Raw genomic sequence first — 25,151 nt, 5'->3', positions numbered from 1 at the left:
GCATTAGGACATATTCTGACTTTTGCCCGTAAACCGTTTGATTGCTAACAACCCGCCTGAATTTAACTTTATAATCCTCATGTTAGAACCCGCACATCCGTTGAATTGTCTGACTATACTCAGGGCTTTTCAGGAAAGAGGTGGTTCTGTCATGAGAAAGAACCGTACGGAATAAGATGAAAACGATCGAAGTTGACGAAGAGCTCTACCGTTATATTGCCAGCCACACGCAGCACATTGGTGAAAGCGCATCTGACATTCTGCGTCGTATGCTGAAGTTTACGGCCGGTCAGACGGCACCCGCTTCGCCGGCTCAGCCTGCCTCAAAAGATGCAGCGAAAGAGGCGCCGTCTGCGTCTGTGGGTTCGCGCCCGCAGGATCGTGTGCGCGCGATGCGTGAGCTGCTGCTCTCCGATGAATATGCGGAGCAGAAGCGGGCGGTCAATCGCTTTATGCTCGTTTTGTCAACGCTCTATCGTCTTGATACCGCAGCCTTTGCTGAGGCCACTGCATCGCTGCAGGGCCGCACCCGCGTCTACTTTGCAGGTGATGAGCATACGCTGTTGCAGAATGGCACCCATACTAAGCCGAAGCATGTGCCCGGCACGCCGTACTGGGTGATCACCAACACCAATACCGGCCGTAAATGCAGCATGATCGAACACATCATGCTGTCGATGCAGTTCCCTGCGGAACTCACCGAAAAAGTTTGCGGCACCATCTAAAACTTAAGCGTCAGGGAGCAGCGCCGATGGCCAATCACCCACGTGCCGGGCAACCCGCCCAGCAGAGCGATTTGATTAACGTTGCACAATTAACGTCACAATATTATGTCCTGCAGCCCGATGTGGCGAACCCGGAACATGCGGTGAAATTTGGCACCTCTGGCCATCGCGGCAGTGCAGGGCGTCAAAGCTTCAACGAGATGCACATTCTGGCGATTGCACAGGCGATTGCGGAAGAGCGTAAAAAGAACGGCATCACCGGGCCTTGCTACGTCGGCAAAGATACGCATGCGCTCTCTGAGCCGGCAATCCTGTCGGTGCTGGAAGTGCTGGCAGCGAATGGCGTTGACGTGATTGTGCAGCAGGACAATGGCTATACGCCGACCCCTGCCATCTCAAATGCGATCCTTGAGCACAACAAATCGGGTGGCCCGCTGGCTGACGGCATCGTGATTACGCCGTCCCATAACCCACCGGAAGATGGCGGCATCAAGTACAACCCACCTAATGGCGGACCGGCTGATACCAACGTCACCAAAGTGGTGGAAGATCGCGCTAATCAGCTGATCAAAGATGGCCTGAAAGAGGTTAAGCGTCTGCCACTGGAGCAGGCACTGGCCAGCGGTCATGTGGTCGAGAAAGATTTGATTCAGCCTTACGTTGAAGGCCTGGCCGAAATTATCGATTTCCCGGCTATCCAGAAAGCGGGCCTGAAGCTGGGCGTTGATCCGCTTGGTGGTTCAGGTATCGCCTACTGGCAGCGCATTGCGGAACACTACAAGCTGGATCTGACGCTGGTCAATGACGCGGTCGATCAGACTTTCCGCTTTATGCATCTGGATAAAGATGGCGTGGTGCGCATGGACTGCTCGTCTGAAAGCGCCATGGCAGGCCTGCTGGCTTACCGCGACAAGTTTGATCTGGCATTCGGTAACGATCCCGATTATGACCGTCACGGCATTGTGACCCCGGCGGGTCTGATGAATCCAAACCACTATCTGGCTGTGGCGATTAACTACCTGTTCCAGCATCGTCCGCAGTGGGGCCAGGACGTTGCCGTCGGCAAAACCCTGGTTTCCAGCGCCATGATTGACCGTGTGGTTAATGACATTGGTCGCAAGCTGGTGGAAGTGCCGGTCGGCTTCAAGTGGTTTGTTGATGGTCTGTATGACGGCAGCTTCGGCTTCGGTGGCGAAGAGAGCGCGGGTGCCTCATTCCTGCGTTTCGATGGTACGCCGTGGTCAACGGACAAAGATGGCATCATCATGTGTCTGCTGGCGGCTGAGATTACTGCCGTGACCGGTAAAAACCCTCAGCAGCATTACGATGAGCTGGCTGCACGCTTTGGTGCGCCGAGCTACAACCGTCTGCAGGCATCAGCGACTTCCGCGCAGAAAGCGGCGCTGTCGAAGCTCTCTCCTGAGATGGTCAGCGCGGATACACTGGCAGGTGACCCGATCACCGCTCGCCTGACGGCAGCACCGGGCAATGGCGCATCCATTGGCGGTCTGAAAGTGATGACGGAGAATGGCTGGTTTGCGGCCCGTCCGTCAGGCACTGAAGACGCCTACAAGATTTACTGTGAAAGCTTCCTGGGCGCAGAACACCGCGCGCAGATCGAGAAAGAAGCAGTAGAGATTGTCAGCGAAGTGCTGAAAAACGCCTGATCCGTCGGGCAATGAAAAGGCGCCGCGGGCGCCTCAGACTGCTCCCTTACTCGCATCAGGGCATATCCTGCCGCAACGGATTAACCTGATGCGCAGGGGACAGGGTCAGAAGAGGAAAGCGTCCCGCGCCAGGGAAGGCGCGGGCCGAGCAGTCAGGGATGACGGTTTTGCGTCTTTCCGATCTGACCCTGTTCCCTGAGCAGGCTCCGTCTTACAGCGATACCTGCCCGATTCTGTCAGTATCAGAAGGCGCCTCTGGCGCCTTTTTTCATGGCATAAAACGGTAGCCGATGCCGGTTTCTGTCAGCAGATGCGCAGGCTGTGTCGGGTTGGCTTCCAGCTTCTGACGCAGATGTCCCATATAGATGCGCAGATAGTGGCTGTGTTCCACCGCATTCGGTCCCCAGACCTGGCTCAGCAGTTGCCGCTGTGTCAGCACCTTCCCGGCATTGTTCAGCAGAATACTCAGCAGGCGAAATTCAATAGGAGTGAGGTGAACCTCACTGTCGCCGCGCTGCACCCGTCGTGCGGCAAAATCGACACTGACATCGGCAAAATGAACCCGGGCGTCGGGCTGCTGACTGCTATGACGGCGCAGCGCAACCCGCACGCGCGCCATCAGTTCGCCGATGCCAAAGGGTTTGGTCAGATAGTCATCCGCACCGGCATCCAGTGCCGCGATCTTATCCTGCTCATCACTGCGCGCGGATAGCACAATCACCGGCATGGCGCTCCACTGGCGCAGATCGCGGATAAAATCGGTGCCATCCCCATCCGGCAGGCCCAGATCCAGGATAACCAGATCGGGTTTACGGGTCGCTGCCTCAATCAGTCCGCGCTGCAGCGTATCTGCATCAAAAACTTTAAGGGCTTCACTCTCCAGTGCGAGCCGGACAAAGCGACGGATCTCTTTTTCATCTTCAACGATCAAAACCGTGGTCACGCAATACCTGCCTTAACGGGGTGCCGAAGCGCTACTTTATCAATATTTCTGGCTGCCGTCCGGCGGCTTCATCTATCAGTTGCTTCCACCTCTTTAGTAACCAGCAGGTAACTTATCTGTAACTTAATTACAGGCTGATTCTTAAACAGCAAAAATAGCGGTAATTAAGTGGTCAGATGAGTAGTAAAATTACACAATCTGGCGTAAAGTCAGACACAGATCACATTCGCACCGTTTCGCTCGCCGGGAGGAAAAACCATGTATCAGGCTTATCCACGCTACAAAATTATTGCACGCCGCACGCTGGTGGTTCTTCTCGGCGTTATGGCGCTTCCTGTCATGCTTTTTCGCCAGGATCGCGCCCGTTTCTACAGCTATCTGCACCGCATCTGGTGTAAAACCAGCGCCAAACCGGTCTGGCTGGCCCAGTCAGAAGCAGCAGGCGGCGTCTTCTGGTAAAGCCTCCTGTCAGCAAACAGGCCCGGTCAGCAGACCGGGCTTTTTTTTACTTTTTTTCTACAATAATGAGAGCAACCTGTTGCTTTAACGCTGTCTTCCTGACCATTTTACGCTACACTTAAACCTCTACAAGATTTCAGAGGTTGTACAAGTATGAGCAATAAAATCCCCGTTGGAATCAGTGCATGCCTGCTCGGCGATAGCGTCAGGTTTGATGGTGGCCATAAGCGTCTTACTTTTGCGACCCAGGATCTTACGCCCTTTGTCCGTTTTGAGCCGATCTGTCCTGAAATGGCGATTGGCCTGCCTACACCGCGTCCGGCATTACGGCTGGTGAAGCAGGGCGATGATGATGAGCTGCATCTCTGCTTCAGCAAAGATGGCGGGGAAGAAGTCACCCGCCAGATGCGTGACTGGTCAGCAGAGCGGGTAAAATCGCTGCATCATCTTTCGGGCTACATCCTGTGTGCCAAATCCCCCAGCTGTGGCATGGAGCGTGTGCGGGTCTATGAACCTGACACCAACAACAACCGCAAAGTCGGCACCGGCATCTTCGCTGAATTTCTGCAGCGCGAAATGCCCTGGCTGCCGCTGGAAGAAGATGGTCGCCTGCACGATCCGGCGCTGCGTGAAAACTTCATCGGCCGCATCTGCGCGCTGCATGAGTTTAATCAGATGTGGCAACAGGGACTGACCCGCCACGGGCTGATCGCCTTCCATAGCCGCTACAAGCTGATGATGCTGGCGCACTCGCAGGAGAAATATCGCGAGCTGGGACCTTTTGTCGCTTCCATGAGCCAGTGGGATTCGCTGGACGCCTTTGCGTTTGAATACCGCAACCGCATGATGGCGCTGATGTCTCGTCCCGCGTCACGTCGCAATCACACCAATGTCCTGATGCACGTGCAGGGCTATTTCCGCCGTCAGCTCAGCTCGCCACAGCGTCAGGAGCTGGCCACGCTGATTGACCGCTATCGCCAGGGGACACAGCCGCTGCTGGTGCCGATCACCATCCTCAAGCACTACATGGCGGAGTTCCCGCATCCGTGGCTGGCTCAGCAACGTTATTTTGACCCCTATCCCGAAGCCTTGTGCTTACGCTACGGACAGTAATTCAGGAGGCGTATGACCACCCATCTGGTCTGGCTGCGTAACGACTTACGCATCAACGATAATCTGGCGCTGCACGCCGCCTGTCGCGACAGCAAGGCGAACGTCATTGCGCTCTTCATGGCGACGCCGGAACAGTGGCAACAGCATGAGATGTCACCTAAACAGGCTGCCTTTATCCACGCCAGCCTGCTGGAAGTGCAGGATGCGCTGGCAGAGCGGGGCATCAGACTGCACTACCAGGCGTGTAACACTTTCAGCGACAGCATTGATGCTCTGGCAGCGTTTTGTGAAAAGCAGAAGGTCGACCAGCTTTTCTATAACTATCAGTATGAGGTCAATGAGCGTCAGCGTGATGCAGAAGCTGAAAAGCGTCTCGACAAGGCGGGGGTTATCTGTCAGGGATTTGATGACAGTCTGCTGCTGGCACCCGGTAGCGTACAGAGCGGCGACCGCTCCATGTATAAGGTGTTCACGCCCTTCAGCAAAGCCTTTGTCCGACGTCTCCAGCAGGGATTGCCGGAGTGCGTCCCTGCGCCAAAAGCGCGTGAAGGCGCACCGCTGAAGACTCAGGCAATTCCTGCATTTGACTACCCCAAAGGCGAGTTTGACCGGGATCTTTTTCCGCCAGGCGAAACCGCGGCGCTGAAGCGTCTGCGCCACTTCGCTAAACAGCCGGTGCTGGACTATCCCGACAAACGCGATCTGCCCGCGCTGGATGCGACCAGCCGTCTGTCGGTTTATCTGGCAACAGGCGTTCTGTCACCCCGCCAGTGTCTGCATCGTGTCCTGCATGAACATCCCGATGCGCTGGACAACAGCCGCGCATTTACCTGGCTGAATGAGCTCATCTGGCGCGAATTTTACCGGCATCTGCTGGTCGCCTATCCGTCTCTGTGCCGCCATAAGCCCTTTGTTGACTGGACGCACCGGGTGGAATGGCAGCGCAATGAGGCCCATTTCGACGCCTGGAAAGCGGGGAAAACGGGCTTTCCGATCGTTGACGCTGCGATGCGGCAGATGAAGGAGATGGGCTGGATGCATAACCGGTTACGCATGATCACCGCCAGCTTTCTGGTGAAAGATCTGCTGATCGACTGGCGCGAAGGGGAGCGCTATTTTATGCAGCAGCTGATTGATGGCGATCTGGCGGCGAACAATGGCGGCTGGCAGTGGGCCGCGTCAACCGGGACGGACGCCGCACCCTATTTCCGAATCTTTAACCCGACGACCCAGGGCGAGCGCTTCGATCCGCAGGGCGATTTTATCCGCCACTATCTGCCGGAACTGGCCGATGTCCCCGACAGCGATATTCACCAGCCGCACCGCTGGGCGGAGAAGCATCATAAGAAACTCGATTATCCGGCGCCAATCGTGGATCATAAGGCTGCACGTAAAAAGACATTAGACGCCTTTGAGCGCGCCAAAAGCGCCGCCTGAGGCCTCGCAGGAGCCTGAATGAATCATTACGAACTGGAGGCGCTGATTAATCAGCATCTCAACAGCCATACCTTCAGCGATTATGCCCCCAACGGTTTACAGGTTGAGGGACGCAGTGAGGTTAAGCGGGTTATCACCGGTGTCACAGCCTGTCAGGCATTGCTCGATGAGGCAGTCGCCCGCGAGGCCGATGCGATAATTGTCCATCACGGCTATTTCTGGAAAAGCGAACCGGCCGCGATTAAAGGGATGAAGCGCCGCCGTCTGCGGACCCTGCTGGCGAATGATATCAATCTCTACGGCTGGCACCTGCCGCTTGATGCGCACCCGGAACTGGGCAACAACGCGCAGCTGGCAAAACTGCTGGATATTGAGATTCAGGGTGAAGTGATGCCGCTCGTTTTCCATGGGGAACTGGCAGAGCCGCTCTCCGGCGAACAGCTGGCCAGCCGAATCGGGGAGCGGCTGGGACGTCAGCCGCTGCATTGCGGTGACAACGCGCCGGCCCTGATTCGCCGTATTGCCTGGTGCAGCGGAGGCGGGCAGGGCTTTATCGACCAGGCTGCGGCCGCAGGCGTCGATGCTTACCTTACCGGTGAAGTTTCTGAACAGACCATCCACAGTGCGCGTGAGCAGGGGCTGCACTTCTTTGCCGCAGGGCACCATGCTACCGAGCGGGGCGGCGCAAAAGCGCTGGGCGAGTGGCTGGCGCAGCACCACAATCTGGACGTAACCTTCATCGATATTCCTAACCCTGCCTGATGCCCTTCCCGGTCCTGCGCACCTGCGCAGGGCCTTATTTCCTGACGCTATTCCTGCTGCTGTACGCCTGCGCAGGCCCTTATTCTTCGATGAGAACCCACGCTGCTGCGCGCCTGCAGCGGAGCTTATTGATTGACATCTTCCTGTCACTTTCGCATAACTGTTTGCTTTATGTAGATAAGGCACTGGCCGAACCGCTGCTTTTGGCGGCACGGTCAGGCGCGATCTCAACTGAGCGGGAGGTAGCGGTTGCAACGAGCACGGTGTTATTTATCAGGGGAACGCGCTGTCGTGCTGGAGCTGGAACCGCCGGTTTCACTGGAGAGCCAGCAACGCATCTGGGGACTCAATCAGCGGCTGCGCGATCATGAGAGCGTGCAGGAAGTGATCCCCGGCATGAACAACATCACCCTGATCCTGCGCGATCCCCAGCAGAATGCGCTGGATGCGATAGAGCGTCTTCAGCGCTGGTGGGAGGAGAGTGAGGCGGAATTTCCCGCGTCGCGGGAGGTGTCGATCCCGGTGATCTATGGCGGCTCCACTGGCCCCGATCTGACCGTAGTGGCGGAACATGCCGGACTGACGCCCCGTCAGGTGGTTGAGCTGCACAGCAGCAGCGAATATGTGGTGTTTTTTATCGGCTTCCAGCCCGGTTTCCCCTATCTCGGCGGACTCGATTCCCGTCTGCACACGCCTCGCCGTGCTGAACCCAGAGTCGCGGTGCCCGCCGGATCGGTCGGCATCGGTGGCAGCCAGACCGGCATCTATCCGCTGGCCTCGCCCGGTGGCTGGCAGCTGATCGGACATACCTCCACCGCGCTGTTCGATCCGCGCCAGCAACCGCCTGTGTTGCTGCGTCCCGGCGACCGCGTGCGCTTTGTGCCGCAACAGGAGGGCGTATGTTAAACATTCTGCGAGCCGGACTGGCCACCACGATTCAGGATGCCGGTCGCACTGGCTGGCGGCAGTATGGCATCAGCCCCGGCGGCGTGCTCGACTATCCTGCTATGTTTACCGCCAATGTGCTGGTGGGCAATGCGCCCCACAGCGCGGTGCTGGAGATCGTGCTGGGCCAGTTTAAAGCGGAGTTTACCCGCAATGGCTGGTTTGCGCTGACGGGGGCGGGCTGTCAGGCGGAGCTGGATGGTCAGCCGGTCTGGACAGGCTGGCGCACTGCAGTAAAAAAAGGGCAGGTACTCTCGCTGGCAATGCCGAAGCGCGGCATGCGCAGCTATCTGGCGGTGCAGGGCGGTTTTGATCTGCCGGAGATGCTCGGCTCGCTCAGCACCGATCTCAAAGCGGGTTTTGGCGGCTTCAAAGGGCGAATCTTGCAGGATGGCGATCGCCTGCCGCTGGGCAAACCGACCCGGACGTTCGACCGCAAAGCCGGGGTGCGGCAACTGCTGTGGGGCAACCGGATTCGTGCGCTGCCCGGCCCGGAGTACCACGAATTCAGCCGCGACGCGCAGCAGGCATTCTGGCGCACCGCCTGGAAACTCAGCCCGCAAAGTAACCGGATGGGCTACCGGCTGGAGGGGCGGCAACTCAGTCGTGAAAATTCGCGTGAACTGCTGTCACACGGCGTCATGCCGGGCGTGATTCAGGTGCCACCCAGCGGACAGCCCATCGTGCTGATGGCGGATGCCCAGACCACCGGTGGCTATCCACGCATTGCCTCGGTTATCGAAGCCGATCTCTATCACCTGGCGCAAATCCGTCTGGGTGAACCTGTTCACTTTATTCACTGCACCCTGCCGGAGGCGATGCTGGCGCGCCAGCATCAGCAACGCGCACTGGATCAGATGATGTGGGGGCTTAATGAAGATTGATTTAAATGCCGATCTCGGCGAGGGCTGCGCCAGCGATGAGGCACTGCTGCAACTGGTCAGTTCTGCCAACATCGCCTGTGGCTTTCATGCCGGTGACGCGCAGACCATGCTGCAGTCGGTGCGATGGGCGCAGGCATCGGGCGTGGCCATCGGCGCGCATCCCTCGTTTCCTGACCGGGAAAACTTTGGCCGCCACGCCATGCAGCTGCCGCCGGAGACGCTTTACGCCCAGATGATCTACCAGATTGGCGCGCTGAAAAGCCTGGCGGAAAGTGAAGGGGCGCGGCTGGTCCACGTCAAACCGCACGGCATGCTCTACAACCAGGCCGCAGCCGATCCGGTGCTGGCTGACACCATCGCCCGCGCCATCAGGGCGGTTGACAGCCAGCTGATCGTGACAGGGCTGGCTGGCAGCGAATCGATCCGCGCCGCGGCGCACTACGGCTTACGCACCCGGGAAGAGGTTTTTGCTGACCGGGGTTACCTGAGCAGCGGGGCACTGGTGCCGCGCAGCGAACCGGGCGCACTGATTGAGGATGAACAGCAGGCCATTGATCAGACGCTGACGATGGTCCGGCAGGGCAAAGTCAGAAGTATCAGTGGTGAATGGGTCGCGGTGAATGCGCAGACCGTCTGCTTACATGGCGACGGCGCACACGCGCTGCAGTTTGCCCGGCGGTTGCGTGATGCCTTCGCCGCTCAGCAGATTGCGGTTACCAGCGCCTGAATAACATTTAGCCCGGCTTATGCCGGGTTTTTCAACTCTGAGGGAAAACCATGGAAAGTGCAGTCAATCTCTGGCCGTTACTGGGCATTGCCGCCATCGTTATCGGCTTCGTGTTACGTTTCAATCCGGTGCTGGTCGTGATCGTCGCCGGATTCGTCACCGGTCTGGCGGCGATGATGCCGCTGGCGGACATTCTGGAAAAGCTCGGCGCCGGTTTTCTGAACACCCGTAACCTGCCGCTGATTCTGCTGCTGCCGCTGGCGGTCATCGGCCTGCTGGAGCGTCACGGGCTGAAGGAGCGGGCACAGGCATGGATCGCACAGATAAAAACGGCCACCGCCGGACGTCTGCTGATCGTCTATCTGTTTGTCCGTGAAATCACCGCCGCGCTGGGATTAACCAGCCTGGGTGGCCATCCGCAGATGGTACGTCCGTTGCTGGCCCCGATGGCAGAGGGGGCAACGGAAAACCGCTATGGTGAGATCACACCTGAACTGCGCTACCGGCTGCGCGCCATGTCTGCGGCCACCGATAATGTCGGCCTCTTCTTTGGTGAGGATATCTTCGTGGCATTTGGCGCGATTATCTTTATGCATAACTTTATGCAGGAGTCGGCCGGGATTCAGACCGAACCGCTGCACATTGCGTTATGGGGCATTCCGACCGCGCTTGCCGCCTTTCTGATCCACTCGACCCGTCTGATGCGTCTGGATCGTCAGCTGGCGCGGGAACTGCAGCAGCTGAACAACCAAGCGCTGAAAGCCCGGGGAGGTGAATAATGTTCCAGCAACAATATCTGATGTGGCTGGCGGGCATTATCCTGCTGGTGGTTGCGATCCTCTCCTGGCGCGACAGCGCAAATCCGCGCCGTTTTACCACCGGACTCTTCTGGGCGTTGTATGGCCTGGTATTTCTGGTGGGGGACTGGACGACGCAGATGATGAGCAGCCTGATGGGCTCGGATGCTGCGGGCACCCGAATGCTGCACATCACCATCGGTGTCATTGTGGTGGTGATGGCGTTGATCGCCGGTTTCGGGGGTGTCCGGCTGGGTCGTTATCATCAGCGCAGTGATGAAGAGAAGCAGGCCAGCGCAGGGCGTCTGGGCAATAAACTGTTTCTGCCCGCGCTGGCGATCCCGGTCGTGACTGTGATCGGTGTGCTGGCGTTTAACCATATTCCCGGTCTGCAGGATGCGGTTTTCGGACCCGGCAACCACGCCACGCTGGTGACGCTTTTCTCCATGATGGTGGGCTGTCTGATCGGCTGGCTGGTGGCGTTAAAACTGACTCATGAAACACCGGTGCAGTCGATGCAGGAGACCCGCCGTCTGCTGGATTCGGTTGGCTGGGCCTTTATTCTGCCGCAAATTCTCGCCACCCTGGGACTGCTCTTTACCAGCGCGGGCGTGGGCGGTGCGATTTCGCATCTGACTGAGACCTGGCTGGCGGTAGACAACCGCTTTGTCGCGGTCACCGTTTATGCCGTCGGAATGGCGCTGTTGACCATGATCATGGGTAACGCTTTTGCCGCGTTTCCGATTATTACCGCAGGTGTCGGCATCCCGATCTTAGTGCTGCAGCACGGCGGTAATCCGGCGGTGATGGCCGCGATTGGCATGTTCTCCGGCTACTGCGGCACCCTGATGACGCCGATGGCGGCCAACTTCAATATCGTCCCGGCCGCGCTGCTGGAACTGCCGGACCGTAACGCGGTGATCAGGGCTCAGATTCCAACCGGTGTGCTACTGTTAATTGTTAACATTTTCCTGCTCTATTTCCTGATGTTTCTGTGAGGCCGCATGAAAACTGTTCTGATGACCGCCTTTGAACCTTTTGGCGGTGAAACGATTAACCCGTCATGGGAAGCGGTCCGCGCACTGGAGGGCAAACAGATCGGTGACGCCACCATCGTTATCCGCCAGTTACCTGTCGTCTTCCGCGATGTGCTGACGGTGCTCTATCAGGCACTGGATGAGGTTAAACCGGATCTCATTCTGTCCGTGGGGCAGGCGGGGGGCCGTAGCGATATCAGCGTTGAACGTATCGGCATTAATGTGGATGACGCCCGTATCCCGGACAATGCCGGTCATCAGCCGGTGGATGAGCCCGTGGTCGCGGGCGGCCCGGCAGCCTACTTTTCCCGTCTGCCAATCAAAGCGATCGTTGCGGCCGTGCGCGAAGCGGGCATTCCCGCCTCGGTTTCACAAACCGCCGGCACCTTTACCTGCAACCGGGTGATGTATGGCCTGCTGCACTGGCTGGCGCAGCAGGAGCGCCCGGCGCGGGGTGGTTTTATCCATATCCCTTATCTGCCCGAGCAGGCGGCGCAGCATCCCGGTGTGCCGAGCATGGCGGTCGCAACGATTATCAGGGCGCTGGAAATTGCAGTGCAGGTGACGCTGGAAACCGGCGACGACATAAAACAGGTGGGCGGAGCCACCCATTAAGAGGATGAAGGATGCCTGAAGGACCGGAAATCCGCCGTGTGGCGGATAAACTTGAAGTCGCGATTGTGGGGCAGCCGCTGACAGAGGCGTGGTTTGCATTTCCTCAGCTGAAAACCTACGAACCGGCCCTGATTGGCGAGCAGGTGCAGGCGATTGAGACGCGCGGAAAGGCGTTGCTGACGCACTTCAGCAATGGCCTGACGCTCTATAGCCACAACCAGCTCTACGGCGTCTGGCGCATCGTCAAACCTGACACCGAACTTAACACCACACGTCAGCTGCGGGTGCGGCTGGCGACGGCGGATAAAGCGATTCTGCTCTACAGCGCCTCCGACATTGAACTGCTCAACGCGGATACGCTGGCGGCCCACCCGTTCCTGAATCGTATCGGGCCGGATGTGCTGAGTAGCGGTGTGACGGTGGATGAGGTCAGGGAAAGGCTGCTCTCACCCCGCTTCCGGCGACGCCAGTTCAGCGGTCTGCTGCTGGATCAGGCGTTTCTGGCCGGGCTGGGCAACTACCTGCGCGCTGAAATTCTCTGGCTGGCACAGCTGCTGCCTCACCATAAGGCTCAGGAGCTGAGCGACGATCAGCTGACTGCTTTCAGCGAAGCACTGCTGTCGGTACCGCGTCACGCCTACCGGATGCGCGGAACCATGAAGAAATATCATGAGGAAGCGGCCTTTCAGTTTGAGGTGTTTCACCGCCAGGGCAAGACGTGCCGGCGATGTGGCACAACCATTGAGAAGGGCACGCTCTCATCGCGGCCTTTTTACTGGTGTCCGGGCTGTCAGAGGTAGAGAGAGGGATTCCTGCGGCGCCATCATAAGCAAAAGCAGGTTGAGTCCGGCCGCGGCAAACAGGTCAAAAGCGCAGGGAACAGGGGTAGAAGAGGAAAGCGTCCCGCGCCAGGGAAGGCGCGGGCCGAGCGGCCATGGATGGCCTGAGCGACTTTCCGATCTGACCCTGTTCCCTGAGCAGGCTCGGTCCCGCAGCAGCAGTGACTGTGCAGACCTCATTTCATCAGGCATGTGAAGGGAATTACAGAGGGAAAGAAGGGCTTCGCAGAGGAAAGGTTTGCTATGCAGGCACGGCATAACCGCTCGCCGCGCCAGATCAGAATCACGTCGCCAGGCGGGGATCGCTCCCCGCCATCACGAACTTACTTCTCCAGCTTAGAGCTGAATTCACGCTCAGTGTAACCGGTGTATAGCTGACGCGGACGGGCAATCTTCATGCCTTCGTCGTGCATCTCTTTCCAGTGTGCAATCCAGCCAACGGTCCGGGCCATCGCGAAGATCACCGTAAACATGGAGGAAGGAATCCCCATCGCTTTCAGAATAATACCGGAGTAGAAGTCGACGTTCGGATAGAGCTTACGCTCGATGAAGTACGGGTCGTTCAGCGCGATGTGTTCCAGCTCCATCGCCACTTCCAGAAGGTCATCTTTCATACCCAGCTCATTCAGGACTTCATGGCAGGTATCACGCATCACGGTCGCGCGTGGATCGTAGTTTTTGTAAACGCGATGACCAAAGCCCATCAAGCGGAAGGAGTCATTCTTATCCTTGGCACGTTTAACGAACTCAGGAATGTGCTCAACGCTGCTGATCTCTTCCAGCATACGCAGCGTCGCTTCGTTTGCACCGCCGTGCGCCGGTCCCCACAGGGAGGCGATCCCGGCGGCGATACAGGCAAACGGGTTCGCACCACTTGAACCGGCGGTACGTACTGTTGAGGTAGAGGCGTTCTGCTCATGGTCAGCATGCAGAATCAGAATACGGTCCATGGCGCGTTCCAGCACCGGGTTAACTTTGTACTCTTCGCATGGCGTAGCGAACATCATGTGCAGGAAGTTACCGGCATAGGAGAGGTCGTTGCGCGGATAAACAAATGGCTGGCCGATGGAATATTTGTAACACATCGCTGCCATGGTCGGCATCTTGGAGAGCAGACGGAATGCCGCGATTTCGCGGTGGCGCTCAATGTTTACATCCAGCGAATCGTGGTAAAACGCCGCCAGTGCACCGGTCACACCGCACATCACCGCCATCGGATGCGAGTCACGACGGAAGCCGTGGAACAGACGGGTAATCTGCTCATGAATCATCGTATGACGGGTAACGGTGGTGCGGAACTCATCAAACTGCTTCTGATCCGGCGCTTCGCCATTCAGCAGGATGTAGCACACTTCCAGATAGTTAGAGTGGGTCGCCAGCTCAGAAATAGGGAAACCACGGTGCAGCAGGATACCTTCGTCACCATCAATAAAGGTGATTTGCGATTCGCAGGACGCTGTAGAAGTGAAACCGGGATCGAAGGTGAACAGGCCACTTGCACCCAGAGAGCGGACATCAACCACATCCTGGCCCAGCGAGCCTTTCAGCACGTCCAGTTCAATAGATGTTCCATCTTGCAGGGTTAGCGTTACTTTTTTATCTGTCATTTTCGTCTCCATAGCGCCTTATGTAGGTAAGGATCTTTAGACACCTGAAACGCGTTCATGTTGCGGTTGGCAAAACAACACAGTATCACTCTGCGGCGATCAGGCCGGTGCAGGGTACAGAGTGAGCGGCGCGTTCCCAGCGGGAACCTGTGAGCCATGGACATGCTGCATATCGCGGTTGTTAAAGATCCGGTCAGGACATAACTTCTTGGTAACCAATAACCTGATGCTTTTTAATGCTCATTATCGCAATGTTACATAACTTGCGCTTAGGGGAAAGTGTATCCCCATAACTTTTGTGCATCATAGGAATTTACAGGCTTAGTTTGTAACTGAATTGTTGAACTATTGTCAAATCAGATAATTAAAATTGTATCAATTGTGAAAATCGTGAGTATGATCACTGTTCTACCTAAAATATACCAAAGAGTTTGTAGGGGAATTGTAATCAGAATGTGATCCTCCTATACTCCAGGCAGGTCTCCGGAACACCCTGACACCAGGAGCCACCCAGCGTTTACTACCGCGTCAATTAACACTGGATGTTGCTTGTTTGGTGACGGTTAAAGTCTGCCACGCGTTGTGATTAGACTCCGCCTCAGGTCCGGAGGAAGCAAAATAAAAAAGAGCTGTGTGGGCAAAACCGTGAAAAAACAAAGACCTGTCAACTTGGATCTCTCGACGATCCGGTTTCCCGTTACTGCAATATCATCCATTCTTCACCGCGTCTCCGGCGTAATCACCCTGGTTGCCATTGGCATCCTGCTGTGGCTACTCGGTCTCTCTCTCTCCTCTCCTGAAGGTTTCCAGCACGCTGCGTCCATTATGGATGGCTTCTTCGCGAAGTTTATCATGTGGGGCATCTTAACGGCGCTGGCCTATCACGCGGTGAGCGGGATTCGTCATATGTTGATGGATTTTGGTTATCTGGCTGAAACGCTGCAGGTCGGTAAGCGCTCAGCACATATAACTTTTGTGATCACTGTCGTGCTGGCAATTCTGGCGGGAGTCCTCGTATGGTAAGCAATGCATCCGCATTGGGTCGCAACGGCATTCAGGACTGGCTGCTGCTGCGCGCAACTGCAATTCTCATTACGCTCTACATCGTCTACATCCTCGGTTTCGTGGTGATGACAGACACGCTGACGTATGACCTGTGGCGTGGCTTCTTCGCCTCCGCCTTCACCAAAGTGTTCACGCTGCTGACGCTCTTCTCCATTCTGATCCACGGCTGGATCGGGATGTGGCAGGTGTTAACAGACTACGTTAAATCGCTGCCAACCCGTTTGTTGCTGCAGTTTGTGATTGTCGTGGCGCTGTTGTGGTATGCGATTTATGGCTTTGTTGTGGTGTGGGGTGTGTAAATGAGTTTGCCAATCAGAGAATTTGATGCCGTGGTGATCGGCGCAGGTGGCGCAGGAATGCGCGCCGCACTGCAAATCTCCCAGGGCGGCCAGAGCTGTGCCCTGTTATCCAAAGTTTTCCCGACCCGTTCCCACACGGTATCTGCGCAGGGCGGTATCACCGTTGCGCTGGGTAATACCCACGAAGATAACTGGGAATGGCATATGTATGACACCGTCAAAGGTTCCGACTATATCGGTGACCAGGACGCGATTGAATATATGTGCAAAACCGGCCCGGAAGCGATTCTGGAGCTGGAGCATATGGGCCTGCCATTCTCCCGTCTGGAAGATGGCCGTGTTTATCAGCGTCCGTTTGGTGGTCAGTCGAAAAACTTCGGCGGCGAGCAGGCGGCACGTACGGCGGCGGCCGCTGACCGTACCGGTCACGCCCTGCTGCATACGCTCTATCAGCAGAACCTGAAAAACAAAACCACCATCTTCTCGGAGTGGTACGCGCTGGATCTGGTGAAAAACGCCGATGGCGCGGTAGTGGGTTGTACCGCTATCTGCATCGAAACCGGCGAAACCGTCTACTTCAAAGCGAAGGCGACCATTCTGGCGACCGGCGGTGCAGGCCGTATCTATCAGTCCACCACCAATGCCCACATCAACACCGGTGACGGTGTCGGTATGGCGCTGCGCGCAGGCGTGCCGGTGCAGGATATGGAGATGTGGCAGTTCCACCCAACCGGCATCGCGGGTGCGGGTGTGCTGGTCACGGAAGGCTGCCGTGGTGAAGGTGGCTACCTGCTGAACAAACATGGCGAACGCTTCATGGAGCGTTATGCGCCAAACGCCAAAGACCTGGCGGGCCGCGACGTGGTTGCGCGCTCGATGATGATTGAAATCCGTGAAGGTCGCGGCTGTGACGGTCCGTGGGGCCCGCACATCAAACTGAAACTCGATCATCTGGGTAAAGAGGTGCTGGAATCGCGTCTGCCGGGTATCCTGGAGCTGTCGCGCACCTTTGCCCACGCCGATCCGATCAAAGAGCCTATCCCGGTTATCCCGACCTGCCACTACATGATGGGCGGCATTCCGACCAAAGTAACCGGTCAGGCGCTGCGCGTGAACGAGCAGGGCGAAGACGTGGTGATTCCTGGCCTGTTCGCCGTCGGCGAAATCGCCTGTGTTTCGGTGCACGGAGCCAACCGTCTGGGTGGTAACTCCCTGCTGGACCTGGTGGTCTTTGGCCGCGCGGCGGGTCTGCATCTGCTGGAGAGCATCCAGGAGCAGGGCGACCTGCGTGATGCGACTGAAGATGAAATCGCCGTGGCGATGGAGCGTTTCAACCGCTGGGAAAACAACACCACCGGTGAAGACCCGGTTGAGATTCGCAAAGCGCTGCAACGCTGCATGCAGAACAACTTCTCGGTCTTCCGTGAAGGTGATGCGATGGCGCAGGGTCTGGAAGAGTTGAAAGAGATTCGCCAGCGCCTGAAGTCAGCGCGTCTGGATGACCGCTCACCCGATTTCAACACCCAGCGTATTGAGTGTCTGGAGCTGGATAACCTGATGGAGACGGCCTTTGCCACGGCGGTCGCGGCTAACTACCGCACCGAGAGCCGCGGTGCGCACAGTCGCTTCGACTTCCCGGATCGTGATGATGAAAACTGGCTGTGCCACAGTCTTTATGTCCCGGAAACCGAAAGCATGACGCGCCGTGAGGTGAACATGCAGCCGAAACTGCGCGCGGCCTTCCCGCCGAAAGTGCGCACCTACTAATTCCGGAGACGACGATGAGACTCGAGTTTTCAATTTATCGCTACAATCCAGACGTCGACGACAAACCGCGTATGCAGGATTACACGCTGGAATCGGAAGATGGTCGTGACATGATGCTGCTGGATGCGCTGATCCGCCTGAAAGAGAAAGATCCGACCCTGGCCTTCCGTCGCTCCTGCCGTGAAGGTGTCTGCGGCTCTGACGGCCTCAACATGAACGGTAAAAACGGTCTGGCCTGTATCACGCCGGTATCGGCACTGGGCAACGGAAAACAGAAAATTGTTATCCGTCCGCTGCCGGGCTTACCGGTCGTGCGTGACCTGGTAGTAGACATGAGCCAGTTTTATGCACAATATGAGAAAATTAAGCCTTTCCTGTTGAATAATGGGGAAAATCCGCCAGCACGTGAACATCTGCAGTCACCGGATGAGCGTGAACATCTGGATGGCCTGTACGAATGTATTCTCTGTGCCTGCTGCTCAACCTCCTGCCCGTCATTCTGGTGGAATCCGGAGAAGTTCATTGGTCCAGCCGGTCTGCTGGCCGCATACCGCTTCCTGATTGACAGCCGCGACACCGAAACCGAGTCGCGCCTCGACAATCTGAATGATGCTTTCAGCGTATTCCGCTGTCACAGCATTATGAACTGTGTGAGCGTATGCCCGAAAGGGCTGAACCCGACGCGCGCCATCGGCCATATCAAGTCGATGCTGCTGCAGCGCGGTGCATGATGTGTACTTGCCGGGAACCTCAGGTTCCCGGTGTTTTACGGAAGCCTCTGTAAGCGCGGTGATGACCACGTTTACAAAGGTTCCCTTACGGGCCACGCGCGCTGCGCAGAGTGCTCGTATCGCTGAACTCACTACGGCAAACCGCGAAAGCGGCAACAAATGAAACCTCAAAAAAGCATAGCAATGCTTAAGGGATCACAATGCAGAACAGCGCGATGAAACCCTGGCTGGACTCTTCCTGGCTGGCCGGCGCGAATCAGTCTTACATAGAGCAGCTCTATGAGGATTTCCTGACCGATCCTGACTCTGTCGATGCAGTGTGGCGCTCGATGTTCCAGCAGTTACCGGGCACCGGAATGAAACCTGAGCAGTTTCACTCCACCACACGTGAGTACTTCCGTCGCCTGGCGAAAGACGCATCTCGTTACACCTCATCTCTCTCCGATCCGGAAACCAACTCCAAGCAAGTGAAAGTGTTGCAGCTGATTAACGCGTTCCGTTTTCGCGGTCATCAGCACGCCAACCTCGATCCGCTTGGCCTGTGGAAACAGGACCGGGTGGCCGATCTTGATCCCGCTTTTCACGATCTGACCGAGGCCGATTTTCAGGAAAGCTTTAACGTCGGCTCTTTTGCCATCGGCAAAGAGACCATGAAGCTGGCCGATCTCTTCGAGGCGCTGACCCAGACTTACTGCGGCTCGATTGGTGCGGAATATATGCACATCAACAACACCGATGAGAAACGCTGGATCCAGCAGCGTCTTGAGTCCGTGGCGGGCCGTGCAGCGTTCAGCAACGAAGAGAAAAAAGGTTTCCTGAAAGAGCTGACCGCCGCAGAAGGGCTGGAGAAATATCTGGGAGCGAAATTCCCGGGTGCGAAACGCTTCTCGCTGGAAGGTGGCGACGCGCTGATTCCGATGCTGCGCGAAATGATCCGTCATGCCGGTAAGAGCGGAACCCGTGAAGTGGTGCTGGGTATGGCGCACCGCGGCCGTCTCAACGTGCTGATCAACGTGCTGGGTAAAAAGCCGCAGGATCTGTTCGACGAGTTCGCCGGTAAACACAAAGAGCATCTGGGCACCGGTGACGTGAAGTACCACATGGGCTTCTCTTCTGACGTGGAAACGGAAGGCGGCCTGGTGCATCTGGCGCTGGCGTTTAACCCGTCACATCTGGAGATCGTCAGCCCGGTGGTGATGGGGTCGGTTCGCGCCCGTCTTGATCGTCTCGATGAGCCAGCCAGCAATAAAGTTTTACCGATCACCATTCACGGTGATGCGGCCGTCATTGGTCAGGGCGTGGTTCAGGAAACCCTGAACATGTCTCAGGCGCGCGGTTATGAAGTGGGTGGCACGGTTCGCATCGTGATCAACAACCAGGTGGGCTTTACCACCTCTAACCCGAAAGATGCGCGCTCTACGCCATACTGCACCGACATCGGCAAAATGGTGCTGGCGCCGATCTTCCACGTCAACGCTGACGACCCGGAAGCGGTGGCCTTTGTTACCCGTCTGGCACTCGATTACCGCAACACCTTTAAGCGTGATGTGTTTATCGATCTGGTCTGCTATCGCCGTCATGGTCACAACGAGGCGGATGAGCCAAGCGCGACCCAGCCGCTGATGTACCAGAAAATCAAAAAACACCCGACGCCACGCAAAATCTACGCTGACCGTCTGGAAGGTGAAGCCGTTGCCACGCAGGAAGATGCGACCGAGATGGTCAATCTTTACCGTGACGCGCTGGATGCGGGCGAGTGTGTGGTGCCGGAATGGCGTCCGATGAGCCTGCACTCCTTTACCTGGTCACCTTACCTGAACCATGAGTGGGATGAGCCTTATCCGGCGCAGGTTGAGCTGAAACGTCTGAAGGAGCTGGCGCTGCGTATCAGCCAGGTGCCTGAAGAGGTGGAAGTTCAGTCGCGTGTCGCCAAGATCTACAACGACCGTCGCCTGATGGCCGAAGGTGAAAAAGCCTTCGACTGGGGCGGGGCAGAGAACCTGGCCTACGCCACACTGGTCGATGAAGGCATTCCGGTGCGCCTGTCGGGCGAAGATACCGGTCGCGGCACCTTCTTCCACCGTCACGCTGTCATTCATAACCAGGCGAACGGCTCCACCTACACCCCGCTGCACCATGTGCACAGTGGTCAGGGCCAGTTTAAAGTCTGGGACTCCGTGCTGTCCGAAGAGGCGGTGCTGGCCTTTGAATATGGCTACGCGACGGCTGAACCCCGCATCCTGACCATCTGGGAAGCGCAATTTGGTGACTTCGCCAACGGCGCACAGGTGGTTATCGATCAGTTCATCAGCTCCGGTGAGCAGAAATGGGGCCGCATGTGTGGTCTGGTGATGCTGCTGCCGCACGGCTATGAAGGTCAGGGACCGGAGCACTCCTCTGCGCGTCTGGAGCGTTATCTGCAACTCTGCGCTGAGCAGAACATGCAGGTCTGCGTGCCTTCAACCCCGGCGCAGGTTTACCACATGCTGCGTCGTCAGGCGCTGCGCGGTATGCGTCGTCCGCTGATTGTGATGTCACCGAAATCACTGCTGCGTCATCCGCTGGCAATCTCAACGCTGGATGAACTGGCAAACGGCAGTTTCCAGCCGGCGATTGGTGAAATTGACGATCTCGATCCGCAGGGCGTGAAACGCGTCGTGCTCTGTTCCGGTAAAGTCTATTACGACCTGCTGGAGCAGCGTCGTAAAAACGAGCAGACCGATGTGGCCATCGTGCGCATCGAGCAGCTCTATCCTTTCCCGCATCAGGCGGTACAGGAAGCATTAAAAGCGTATTCTCACGTGCAGGATTTTGTCTGGTGTCAGGAAGAGCCGCTGAATCAGGGCGCCTGGTATTGCAGCCAGCATCACTTCCGTGAAGTTGTGCCGTTTGGCGCGACCTTACGTTATGCAGGCCGCCCGGCATCCGCCTCACCGGCCGTGGGTTACATGTCCGTACACCAACAACAGCAGCAAGACCTGGTTAATGACGCGCTGAACGTTAATTAATTAAAAGGAAAGATAATGAGTAGCGTAGATATTCTCGTTCCCGACCTGCCTGAATCGGTTGCCGATGCCTCAGTGGCAACCTGGCACAAAAAACCAGGCGATGCCGTCACTCGCGATGAAGTGCTGGTTGAAATCGAAACCGACAAAGTGGTGCTGGAAGTGCCTGCGGCGGCTGACGGTATTCTGGAAGCCGTGCTGGAAGAAGAGGGCGCCACCGTCACTTCACGCCAGATCCTGGGCCGCCTGAAAGAGGGCAACAGCGCCGGTAAAGAGACCAGCGCGAAGTCTGAAAGCAAAGAGTCGACTCCGGCTCAGCGTCAGACCGCGTCGCTGGAAGAAGAGAGCAACGATGCGCTCAGCCCGGCTATCCGCCGTCTGATTGCTGAGCACAACCTGGATGCCTCGCAGATCAAAGGCAGCGGTGTGGGCGGACGTCTGACCCGTGAAGATGTTGAAAAACATCTTGCCAGCAAGCCGCAGGATACCAAAGCTGCCGCACCGGCCGCTGAAGCCGCTGCCGCGCCGCAGCCGATCGCAAATCGCAGCGAAAAACGCGTGCCGATGACCCGTCTGCGTAAGCGTGTTGCTGAGCGTCTGCTGGAAGCGAAAAACAGCACCGCGATGCTGACCACCTTCAACGAAATCAACATGAAGCCCATCATGGATCTGCGCAAGCAGTATGGTGAGGCTTTTGAGAAGCGTCACGGTGTCCGTCTGGGCTTCATGTCCTTCTACCTGAAAGCGGTCGTTGAAGCGCTGAAACGCTATCCGGAAGTGAACGCCTCTATCGATGGCGAAGATGTGGTTTACCACAACTACTTCGACGTCAGCATTGCGGTCTCCACGCCGCGCGGTCTGGTGACGCCAGTGCTGCGTGACGTCGATGCGCTGAGCATGGCCGACATCGAGAAGAAAATTAAAGAGCTGGCCGTGAAAGGCCGTGACGGTAAGCTGACGGTTGAGGATCTGACCGGCGGTAACTTTACCATCACCAACGGCGGCGTCTTTGGTTCACTCATGTCTACGCCGATCATCAACCCACCGCAGAGCGCCATTCTGGGCATGCACGCTATCAAAGATCGCCCGATGGCGGTCAATGGTCAGGTTGTGGTGCTGCCAATGATGTATCTGGCGCTCTCCTACGACCACCGCCTGATCGATGGCCGTGAATCTGTGGGTTATCTGGTTGCAGTGAAAGAGATGCTGGAAGATCCAGCACGTCTGCTGCTGGATGTCTGATTTTCACCGGGCGCACCTTCGCGTGCGCCCAACCTCATTACTCTTTTCAGACCTGAATGGATAGAACATCATGAACTTACACGAATACCAGGCGAAACAGCTGTTTGCACGGTATGGCATGCCGGCACCAACGGGTTACGCCTGTACTACACCACGTGAAGCGGAAGAAGCAGCCTCTAAAATTGGCGCAGGCCCGTGGGTAGTTAAATGTCAGGTTCATGCCGGTGGCCGCGGTAAAGCGGGCGGTGTGAAAGTGGTTAACAGCAAAGAAGATATCCGTGCTTTTGCTGAAAACTGGCTGGGCAAACGCCTGGTGACCTATCAGACAGATGCGAACGGCCAGCCGGTTAACCAGATTCTGGTTGAAGCCGCGACCGACATCGACCAGGAACTCTACCTGGGTGCGGTGGTGGATCGTGCTACCCGTCGTGTGATTTTCATGGCCTCAACCGAAGGCGGCGTGGAAATCGAAAAAGTAGCGGAAGAGACCCCGCATCTGATCCACAAAATGGCGCTGGATCCGCTGACCGGTCCGCAACCGTACCAGGGCCGCGAGCTGGCATTCAAACTCGGCCTGACCGGTAAGCTGGTCGGCCAGTTCACCAAGATCTTTATGGGTCTGGCGACACTGTTCCTGGAGCGCGATCTGGCGATGGTTGAGATCAACCCGCTGGTGATCACGAAGCAGGGCGACCTGATCTGCCTGGATGGCAAACTGGGTGCCGATGGCAATGCCCTGTTCCGCCAGCCAGAGCTGCGCGAAATGCGCGATCCAAGCCAGGAAGATCCCCGTGAAGCGCACGCGACACAGTGGGAACTGAACTATGTTGCGCTGGAAGGCAACATCGGCTGTATGGTTAACGGCGCAGGTCTGGCGATGGGCACCATGGACATCGTTAAGCACCACGGCGGCCAGCCAGCAAACTTCCTTGATGTCGGCGGCGGCGCAACCAAAGAGCGCGTAACCGAAGCCTTCAAAATCATCCTCTCTGACGATGCGGTGAAAGCCGTCTTCGTTAACATCTTCGGCGGTATCGTACGCTGTGACCTGATTGCCGACGGCATCATCGGCGCAGTTGCTGAAGTGGGTGTGAACGTGCCAGTGGTGGTACGTCTGGAAGGTAACAACGCCGAGCTGGGCGCCCAGAAACTGGCGGACAGCGGTCTGAACATCATTGCAGCAACCAGCCTGACAGACGCCGCACAGCGTGTTGTTGCTGCCGCGGAGGGTAAATAATGTCCATTCTGATCGACAAAAACACCAAAGTCATTTGCCAGGGTTTCACCGGTGGCCAGGGAACTTTCCATTCTGAACAGGCGCTGGCCTACGGTACCCAACTGGTTGGCGGCGTCACGCCAGGCAAAGGCGGCACGACTCACCTCGGTCTGCCGGTGTTCAACACCGTGCGTGAAGCGGTAGAAGCGACCGGCGCAACGGCAACCGTGATCTACGTTCCGGCACCGTTCTGCAAAGATGGCATCCTGGAAGCGATTGAAGCGGGCATCAAACTGATCATCACCATCACCGAAGGTATCCCGACGCTGGATATGCTGACCGTGAAGGTGAAGCTGGATGAAGCGGGCGTGCGGATGATCGGTCCAAACTGCCCGGGTGTCATCACCCCAGGCGAATGCAAAATCGGCATCATGCCGGGCCACATTCACCAGCCGGGCCGCGTGGGTATCGTCTCACGTTCCGGTACGCTGACCTATGAAGCGGTTAAGCAGACCACCGATATCGGTTACGGCCAGTCGACCTGTGTGGGTATCGGCGGCGACCCGATCCCGGGATCTAACTTCATCGACATCCTGAAACTGTTCCAGGATGACCCGCAGACGGAAGCGATCGTGATGATCGGCGAGATCGGCGGCAGCGCAGAAGAAGAAGCGGCAGCCTTCATCAAAGAGCACGTGACCAAGCCTGTCGTGGGTTACATCGCGGGTGTGACGGCGCCTAAAGGCAAACGTATGGGCCATGCGGGCGCCATCATTGCCGGTGGTAAAGGCACCGCTGATGAGAAGTTTGCGGCGCTGGAAGCGGCAGGCGTGAAGACCGTTCGCAGTCTGGCGGACATCGGTGACGCCGTGAAAGCAGTATTACCGGCTAAATAAGCCAGCGTCATCTGAGACTCAGCCACCTTCGGGTGGCTTTTTTTTTGCGATTAACCCGGGGGAGAGGACCGTCAGCGGGAAGGGAAACAGGCTGCATGATCATGTCGTCCGGGCGCCTGCCAGGTTAATAAATAATGGCAAACGTGATCTATTTTCTCACTCCTGATTTAAGTAATGACATCTTATTAACAAGAACCCTACCTGACCTTATCTGGAAACTTATTGCGTTATTTCAGATCAATTAATCGCGACTTATATCCAACTATTTCTCTGGCAAAGCGCAACGCTAAGGGCGTAAATTGCGCTGCATCAATCCAGCCTTTTACACACATTTTCAAACGTCTGCTCAACCCGGGATGACACCCACTTTTCT

The 25,151-nt window shown here is 57.0% G+C and carries 23 protein-coding genes; 21 read left to right on the top strand and 2 right to left on the bottom strand.

Translation table 11 applies throughout. The annotated features are described in order from the left end of the window. Window positions 1–176 precede the first annotated feature (176 nt). The gene (gene seqA, locus FJW00_RS14380) at window positions 177–725 is read left to right on the top strand and encodes a replication initiation negative regulator SeqA (RefSeq protein ID WP_140924576.1); all 549 of its coding nucleotides are present in this window, start codon (window positions 177–179) and stop codon (window positions 723–725) included. Window positions 726–751: 26 nt separating this feature from the next. Continuing rightward, window positions 752–2,392 carry a phosphoglucomutase (alpha-D-glucose-1,6-bisphosphate-dependent) gene (pgm, locus tag FJW00_RS14375; protein WP_009091443.1) on the top strand — a complete coding sequence of 547 codons (1,641 nt, stop codon included), beginning with the start codon at window positions 752–754 and terminating at the stop codon, window positions 2,390–2,392. Between the two features lie 268 nt (window positions 2,393–2,660). On the opposite strand, the gene kdpE is transcribed toward pgm, so the two are convergent. After that, window positions 2,661–3,335 (bottom strand): two-component system response regulator KdpE, encoded by a 675-nt coding sequence (gene kdpE / locus FJW00_RS14370; protein WP_009091441.1) that lies wholly within the window; start codon window positions 3,333–3,335, stop codon window positions 2,661–2,663. Window positions 3,336–3,593: 258 nt separating this feature from the next. Between kdpE and FJW00_RS14365 the strand changes: the two genes are divergently transcribed. The 11 genes from FJW00_RS14365 (at window position 3,594) to nei (ending at window position 12,911) form a co-directional block, all read left to right on the top strand. Next, a complete protein-coding gene (locus FJW00_RS14365) occupies window positions 3,594–3,794 on the top strand; it encodes a YbfA family protein (protein WP_009091439.1) in 201 nt (66 codons plus the stop codon). Window positions 3,795–3,947: 153 nt separating this feature from the next. Then, window positions 3,948–4,907 carry a YbgA family protein gene (locus FJW00_RS14360; RefSeq protein WP_058956310.1) on the top strand — a complete coding sequence of 320 codons (960 nt, stop codon included), beginning with the start codon at window positions 3,948–3,950 and terminating at the stop codon, window positions 4,905–4,907. Between the two features lie 12 nt (window positions 4,908–4,919). Then, window positions 4,920–6,344, top strand: a complete 1,425-nt coding sequence (phrB, locus tag FJW00_RS14355) for a deoxyribodipyrimidine photo-lyase (RefSeq protein ID WP_058956309.1) — start codon at window positions 4,920–4,922, stop codon at window positions 6,342–6,344. Window positions 6,345–6,362: 18 nt separating this feature from the next. Continuing rightward, window positions 6,363–7,106, top strand: coding sequence for a type 2 GTP cyclohydrolase I (locus FJW00_RS14350; RefSeq protein ID WP_058956308.1), 744 nt, complete (start codon window positions 6,363–6,365; stop codon window positions 7,104–7,106). Window positions 7,107–7,355: 249 nt separating this feature from the next. Beyond that, a complete protein-coding gene (gene pxpB / locus FJW00_RS14345; RefSeq protein ID WP_046101422.1) occupies window positions 7,356–8,012 on the top strand; it encodes a 5-oxoprolinase subunit PxpB in 657 nt (218 codons plus the stop codon). Further along, window positions 8,006–8,935 (top strand): 5-oxoprolinase subunit PxpC, encoded by a 930-nt coding sequence (gene pxpC, locus FJW00_RS14340; protein WP_058956307.1) that lies wholly within the window; start codon window positions 8,006–8,008, stop codon window positions 8,933–8,935. The genes pxpB and pxpC overlap by 7 nt, the downstream gene beginning before the upstream one ends. Then, window positions 8,925–9,662 (top strand): 5-oxoprolinase subunit PxpA, encoded by a 738-nt coding sequence (gene pxpA / locus FJW00_RS14335; RefSeq protein ID WP_140924574.1) that lies wholly within the window; start codon window positions 8,925–8,927, stop codon window positions 9,660–9,662. The genes pxpC and pxpA overlap by 11 nt, the downstream gene beginning before the upstream one ends. 50 nt (window positions 9,663–9,712) lie before the next feature. Then, window positions 9,713–10,441 carry a DUF969 domain-containing protein gene (locus FJW00_RS14330; RefSeq protein WP_058956305.1) on the top strand — a complete coding sequence of 243 codons (729 nt, stop codon included), beginning with the start codon at window positions 9,713–9,715 and terminating at the stop codon, window positions 10,439–10,441. Then, the gene (locus FJW00_RS14325) at window positions 10,438–11,457 is read left to right on the top strand and encodes a DUF979 domain-containing protein (RefSeq protein WP_140924572.1); all 1,020 of its coding nucleotides are present in this window, start codon (window positions 10,438–10,440) and stop codon (window positions 11,455–11,457) included. Before FJW00_RS14330 ends, FJW00_RS14325 begins: the two co-directional genes overlap by 4 nt. 6 nt (window positions 11,458–11,463) lie before the next feature. Beyond that, a complete protein-coding gene (pcp, locus tag FJW00_RS14320; protein ID WP_009091423.1) occupies window positions 11,464–12,111 on the top strand; it encodes a pyroglutamyl-peptidase I in 648 nt (215 codons plus the stop codon). Window positions 12,112–12,122: 11 nt separating this feature from the next. Next, complete coding sequence (nei, locus tag FJW00_RS14315; RefSeq protein WP_058956303.1) at window positions 12,123–12,911, top strand: endonuclease VIII; 789 nt, start codon at window positions 12,123–12,125, stop codon at window positions 12,909–12,911. A 362-nt stretch (window positions 12,912–13,273) separates the two neighbouring features. Here nei and FJW00_RS14310 read toward each other — a convergent pair whose 3' ends face one another. After that, window positions 13,274–14,557 carry a citrate synthase gene (locus FJW00_RS14310; RefSeq protein ID WP_009091420.1) on the bottom strand — a complete coding sequence of 428 codons (1,284 nt, stop codon included), beginning with the start codon at window positions 14,555–14,557 and terminating at the stop codon, window positions 13,274–13,276. Window positions 14,558–15,190: 633 nt separating this feature from the next. Between FJW00_RS14310 and sdhC the strand changes: the two genes are divergently transcribed. The 8 genes from sdhC to sucD all read left to right on the top strand — a co-directional run bounded on the left by sdhC (window position 15,191) and on the right by sucD (window position 24,778). Then, window positions 15,191–15,580, top strand: coding sequence for a succinate dehydrogenase cytochrome b556 subunit (sdhC, locus tag FJW00_RS14305; protein ID WP_009091418.1), 390 nt, complete (start codon window positions 15,191–15,193; stop codon window positions 15,578–15,580). After that, window positions 15,574–15,921, top strand: a complete 348-nt coding sequence (sdhD, locus tag FJW00_RS14300; protein ID WP_009091417.1) for a succinate dehydrogenase membrane anchor subunit — start codon at window positions 15,574–15,576, stop codon at window positions 15,919–15,921. The genes sdhC and sdhD overlap by 7 nt, the downstream gene beginning before the upstream one ends. Beyond that, the gene (gene sdhA, locus FJW00_RS14295; protein ID WP_009091415.1) at window positions 15,922–17,688 is read left to right on the top strand and encodes a succinate dehydrogenase flavoprotein subunit; all 1,767 of its coding nucleotides are present in this window, start codon (window positions 15,922–15,924) and stop codon (window positions 17,686–17,688) included. Between the two features lie 14 nt (window positions 17,689–17,702). Then, window positions 17,703–18,419 carry a succinate dehydrogenase iron-sulfur subunit gene (locus tag FJW00_RS14290; protein ID WP_009091413.1) on the top strand — a complete coding sequence of 239 codons (717 nt, stop codon included), beginning with the start codon at window positions 17,703–17,705 and terminating at the stop codon, window positions 18,417–18,419. A gap of 200 nt (window positions 18,420–18,619) precedes the next feature. Further along, window positions 18,620–21,427: a 2-oxoglutarate dehydrogenase E1 component gene (sucA, locus tag FJW00_RS14285; protein ID WP_009091412.1), complete on the top strand. Its 2,808-nt coding sequence runs from the start codon at window positions 18,620–18,622 to the stop codon at window positions 21,425–21,427. 15 nt (window positions 21,428–21,442) lie between these two features. Next, window positions 21,443–22,666 (top strand): 2-oxoglutarate dehydrogenase complex dihydrolipoyllysine-residue succinyltransferase, encoded by a 1,224-nt coding sequence (gene odhB, locus FJW00_RS14280; protein ID WP_009091410.1) that lies wholly within the window; start codon window positions 21,443–21,445, stop codon window positions 22,664–22,666. Window positions 22,667–22,736: 70 nt separating this feature from the next. Beyond that, window positions 22,737–23,903, top strand: coding sequence for an ADP-forming succinate--CoA ligase subunit beta (gene sucC / locus FJW00_RS14275; RefSeq protein ID WP_009091408.1), 1,167 nt, complete (start codon window positions 22,737–22,739; stop codon window positions 23,901–23,903). Continuing rightward, complete coding sequence (sucD, locus tag FJW00_RS14270) at window positions 23,903–24,778, top strand: succinate--CoA ligase subunit alpha (RefSeq protein WP_009091407.1); 876 nt, start codon at window positions 23,903–23,905, stop codon at window positions 24,776–24,778. Before sucC ends, sucD begins: the two co-directional genes overlap by 1 nt. Window positions 24,779–25,151 lie beyond the last annotated feature (373 nt).

The organism is Pantoea anthophila, assembly GCF_006494375.1.
GTDB classification, from domain to species: Bacteria; Pseudomonadota; Gammaproteobacteria; order Enterobacterales; family Enterobacteriaceae; genus Pantoea; species Pantoea anthophila.
This window is presented reverse-complemented; position numbering and strand designations above follow the sequence as displayed.

What these genes read in the sequence shown, in the direction of transcription:
- seqA (WP_140924576.1), top strand. Translation starts at nt 177, where the DNA reads ATGAAAACGATCGAAGTTGACGAAGAGCTCTACCGTTATATTGCCAGC.
- pgm (WP_009091443.1), top strand. Translation starts at nt 752, where the DNA reads ATGGCCAATCACCCACGTGCCGGGCAACCCGCCCAGCAGAGCGATTTG.
- FJW00_RS14365 (WP_009091439.1), top strand. Translation starts at nt 3,594, where the DNA reads ATGTATCAGGCTTATCCACGCTACAAAATTATTGCACGCCGCACGCTG.
- FJW00_RS14360 (WP_058956310.1), top strand. Translation starts at nt 3,948, where the DNA reads ATGAGCAATAAAATCCCCGTTGGAATCAGTGCATGCCTGCTCGGCGAT.
- phrB (WP_058956309.1), top strand. Translation starts at nt 4,920, where the DNA reads ATGACCACCCATCTGGTCTGGCTGCGTAACGACTTACGCATCAACGAT.
- FJW00_RS14350 (WP_058956308.1), top strand. Translation starts at nt 6,363, where the DNA reads ATGAATCATTACGAACTGGAGGCGCTGATTAATCAGCATCTCAACAGC.
- pxpC (WP_058956307.1), top strand. Translation starts at nt 8,006, where the DNA reads ATGTTAAACATTCTGCGAGCCGGACTGGCCACCACGATTCAGGATGCC.
- pxpA (WP_140924574.1), top strand. Translation starts at nt 8,925, where the DNA reads ATGAAGATTGATTTAAATGCCGATCTCGGCGAGGGCTGCGCCAGCGAT.
- FJW00_RS14330 (WP_058956305.1), top strand. Translation starts at nt 9,713, where the DNA reads ATGGAAAGTGCAGTCAATCTCTGGCCGTTACTGGGCATTGCCGCCATC.
- pcp (WP_009091423.1), top strand. Translation starts at nt 11,464, where the DNA reads ATGAAAACTGTTCTGATGACCGCCTTTGAACCTTTTGGCGGTGAAACG.
- nei (WP_058956303.1), top strand. Translation starts at nt 12,123, where the DNA reads ATGCCTGAAGGACCGGAAATCCGCCGTGTGGCGGATAAACTTGAAGTC.
- FJW00_RS14310 (WP_009091420.1), bottom strand. Translation starts at nt 14,557, where the DNA reads ATGACAGATAAAAAAGTAACGCTAACCCTGCAAGATGGAACATCTATT.
- sdhD (WP_009091417.1), top strand. Translation starts at nt 15,574, where the DNA reads ATGGTAAGCAATGCATCCGCATTGGGTCGCAACGGCATTCAGGACTGG.
- sdhA (WP_009091415.1), top strand. Translation starts at nt 15,922, where the DNA reads ATGAGTTTGCCAATCAGAGAATTTGATGCCGTGGTGATCGGCGCAGGT.
- FJW00_RS14290 (WP_009091413.1), top strand. Translation starts at nt 17,703, where the DNA reads ATGAGACTCGAGTTTTCAATTTATCGCTACAATCCAGACGTCGACGAC.
- sucA (WP_009091412.1), top strand. Translation starts at nt 18,620, where the DNA reads ATGCAGAACAGCGCGATGAAACCCTGGCTGGACTCTTCCTGGCTGGCC.
- odhB (WP_009091410.1), top strand. Translation starts at nt 21,443, where the DNA reads ATGAGTAGCGTAGATATTCTCGTTCCCGACCTGCCTGAATCGGTTGCC.
- sucC (WP_009091408.1), top strand. Translation starts at nt 22,737, where the DNA reads ATGAACTTACACGAATACCAGGCGAAACAGCTGTTTGCACGGTATGGC.
- sucD (WP_009091407.1), top strand. Translation starts at nt 23,903, where the DNA reads ATGTCCATTCTGATCGACAAAAACACCAAAGTCATTTGCCAGGGTTTC.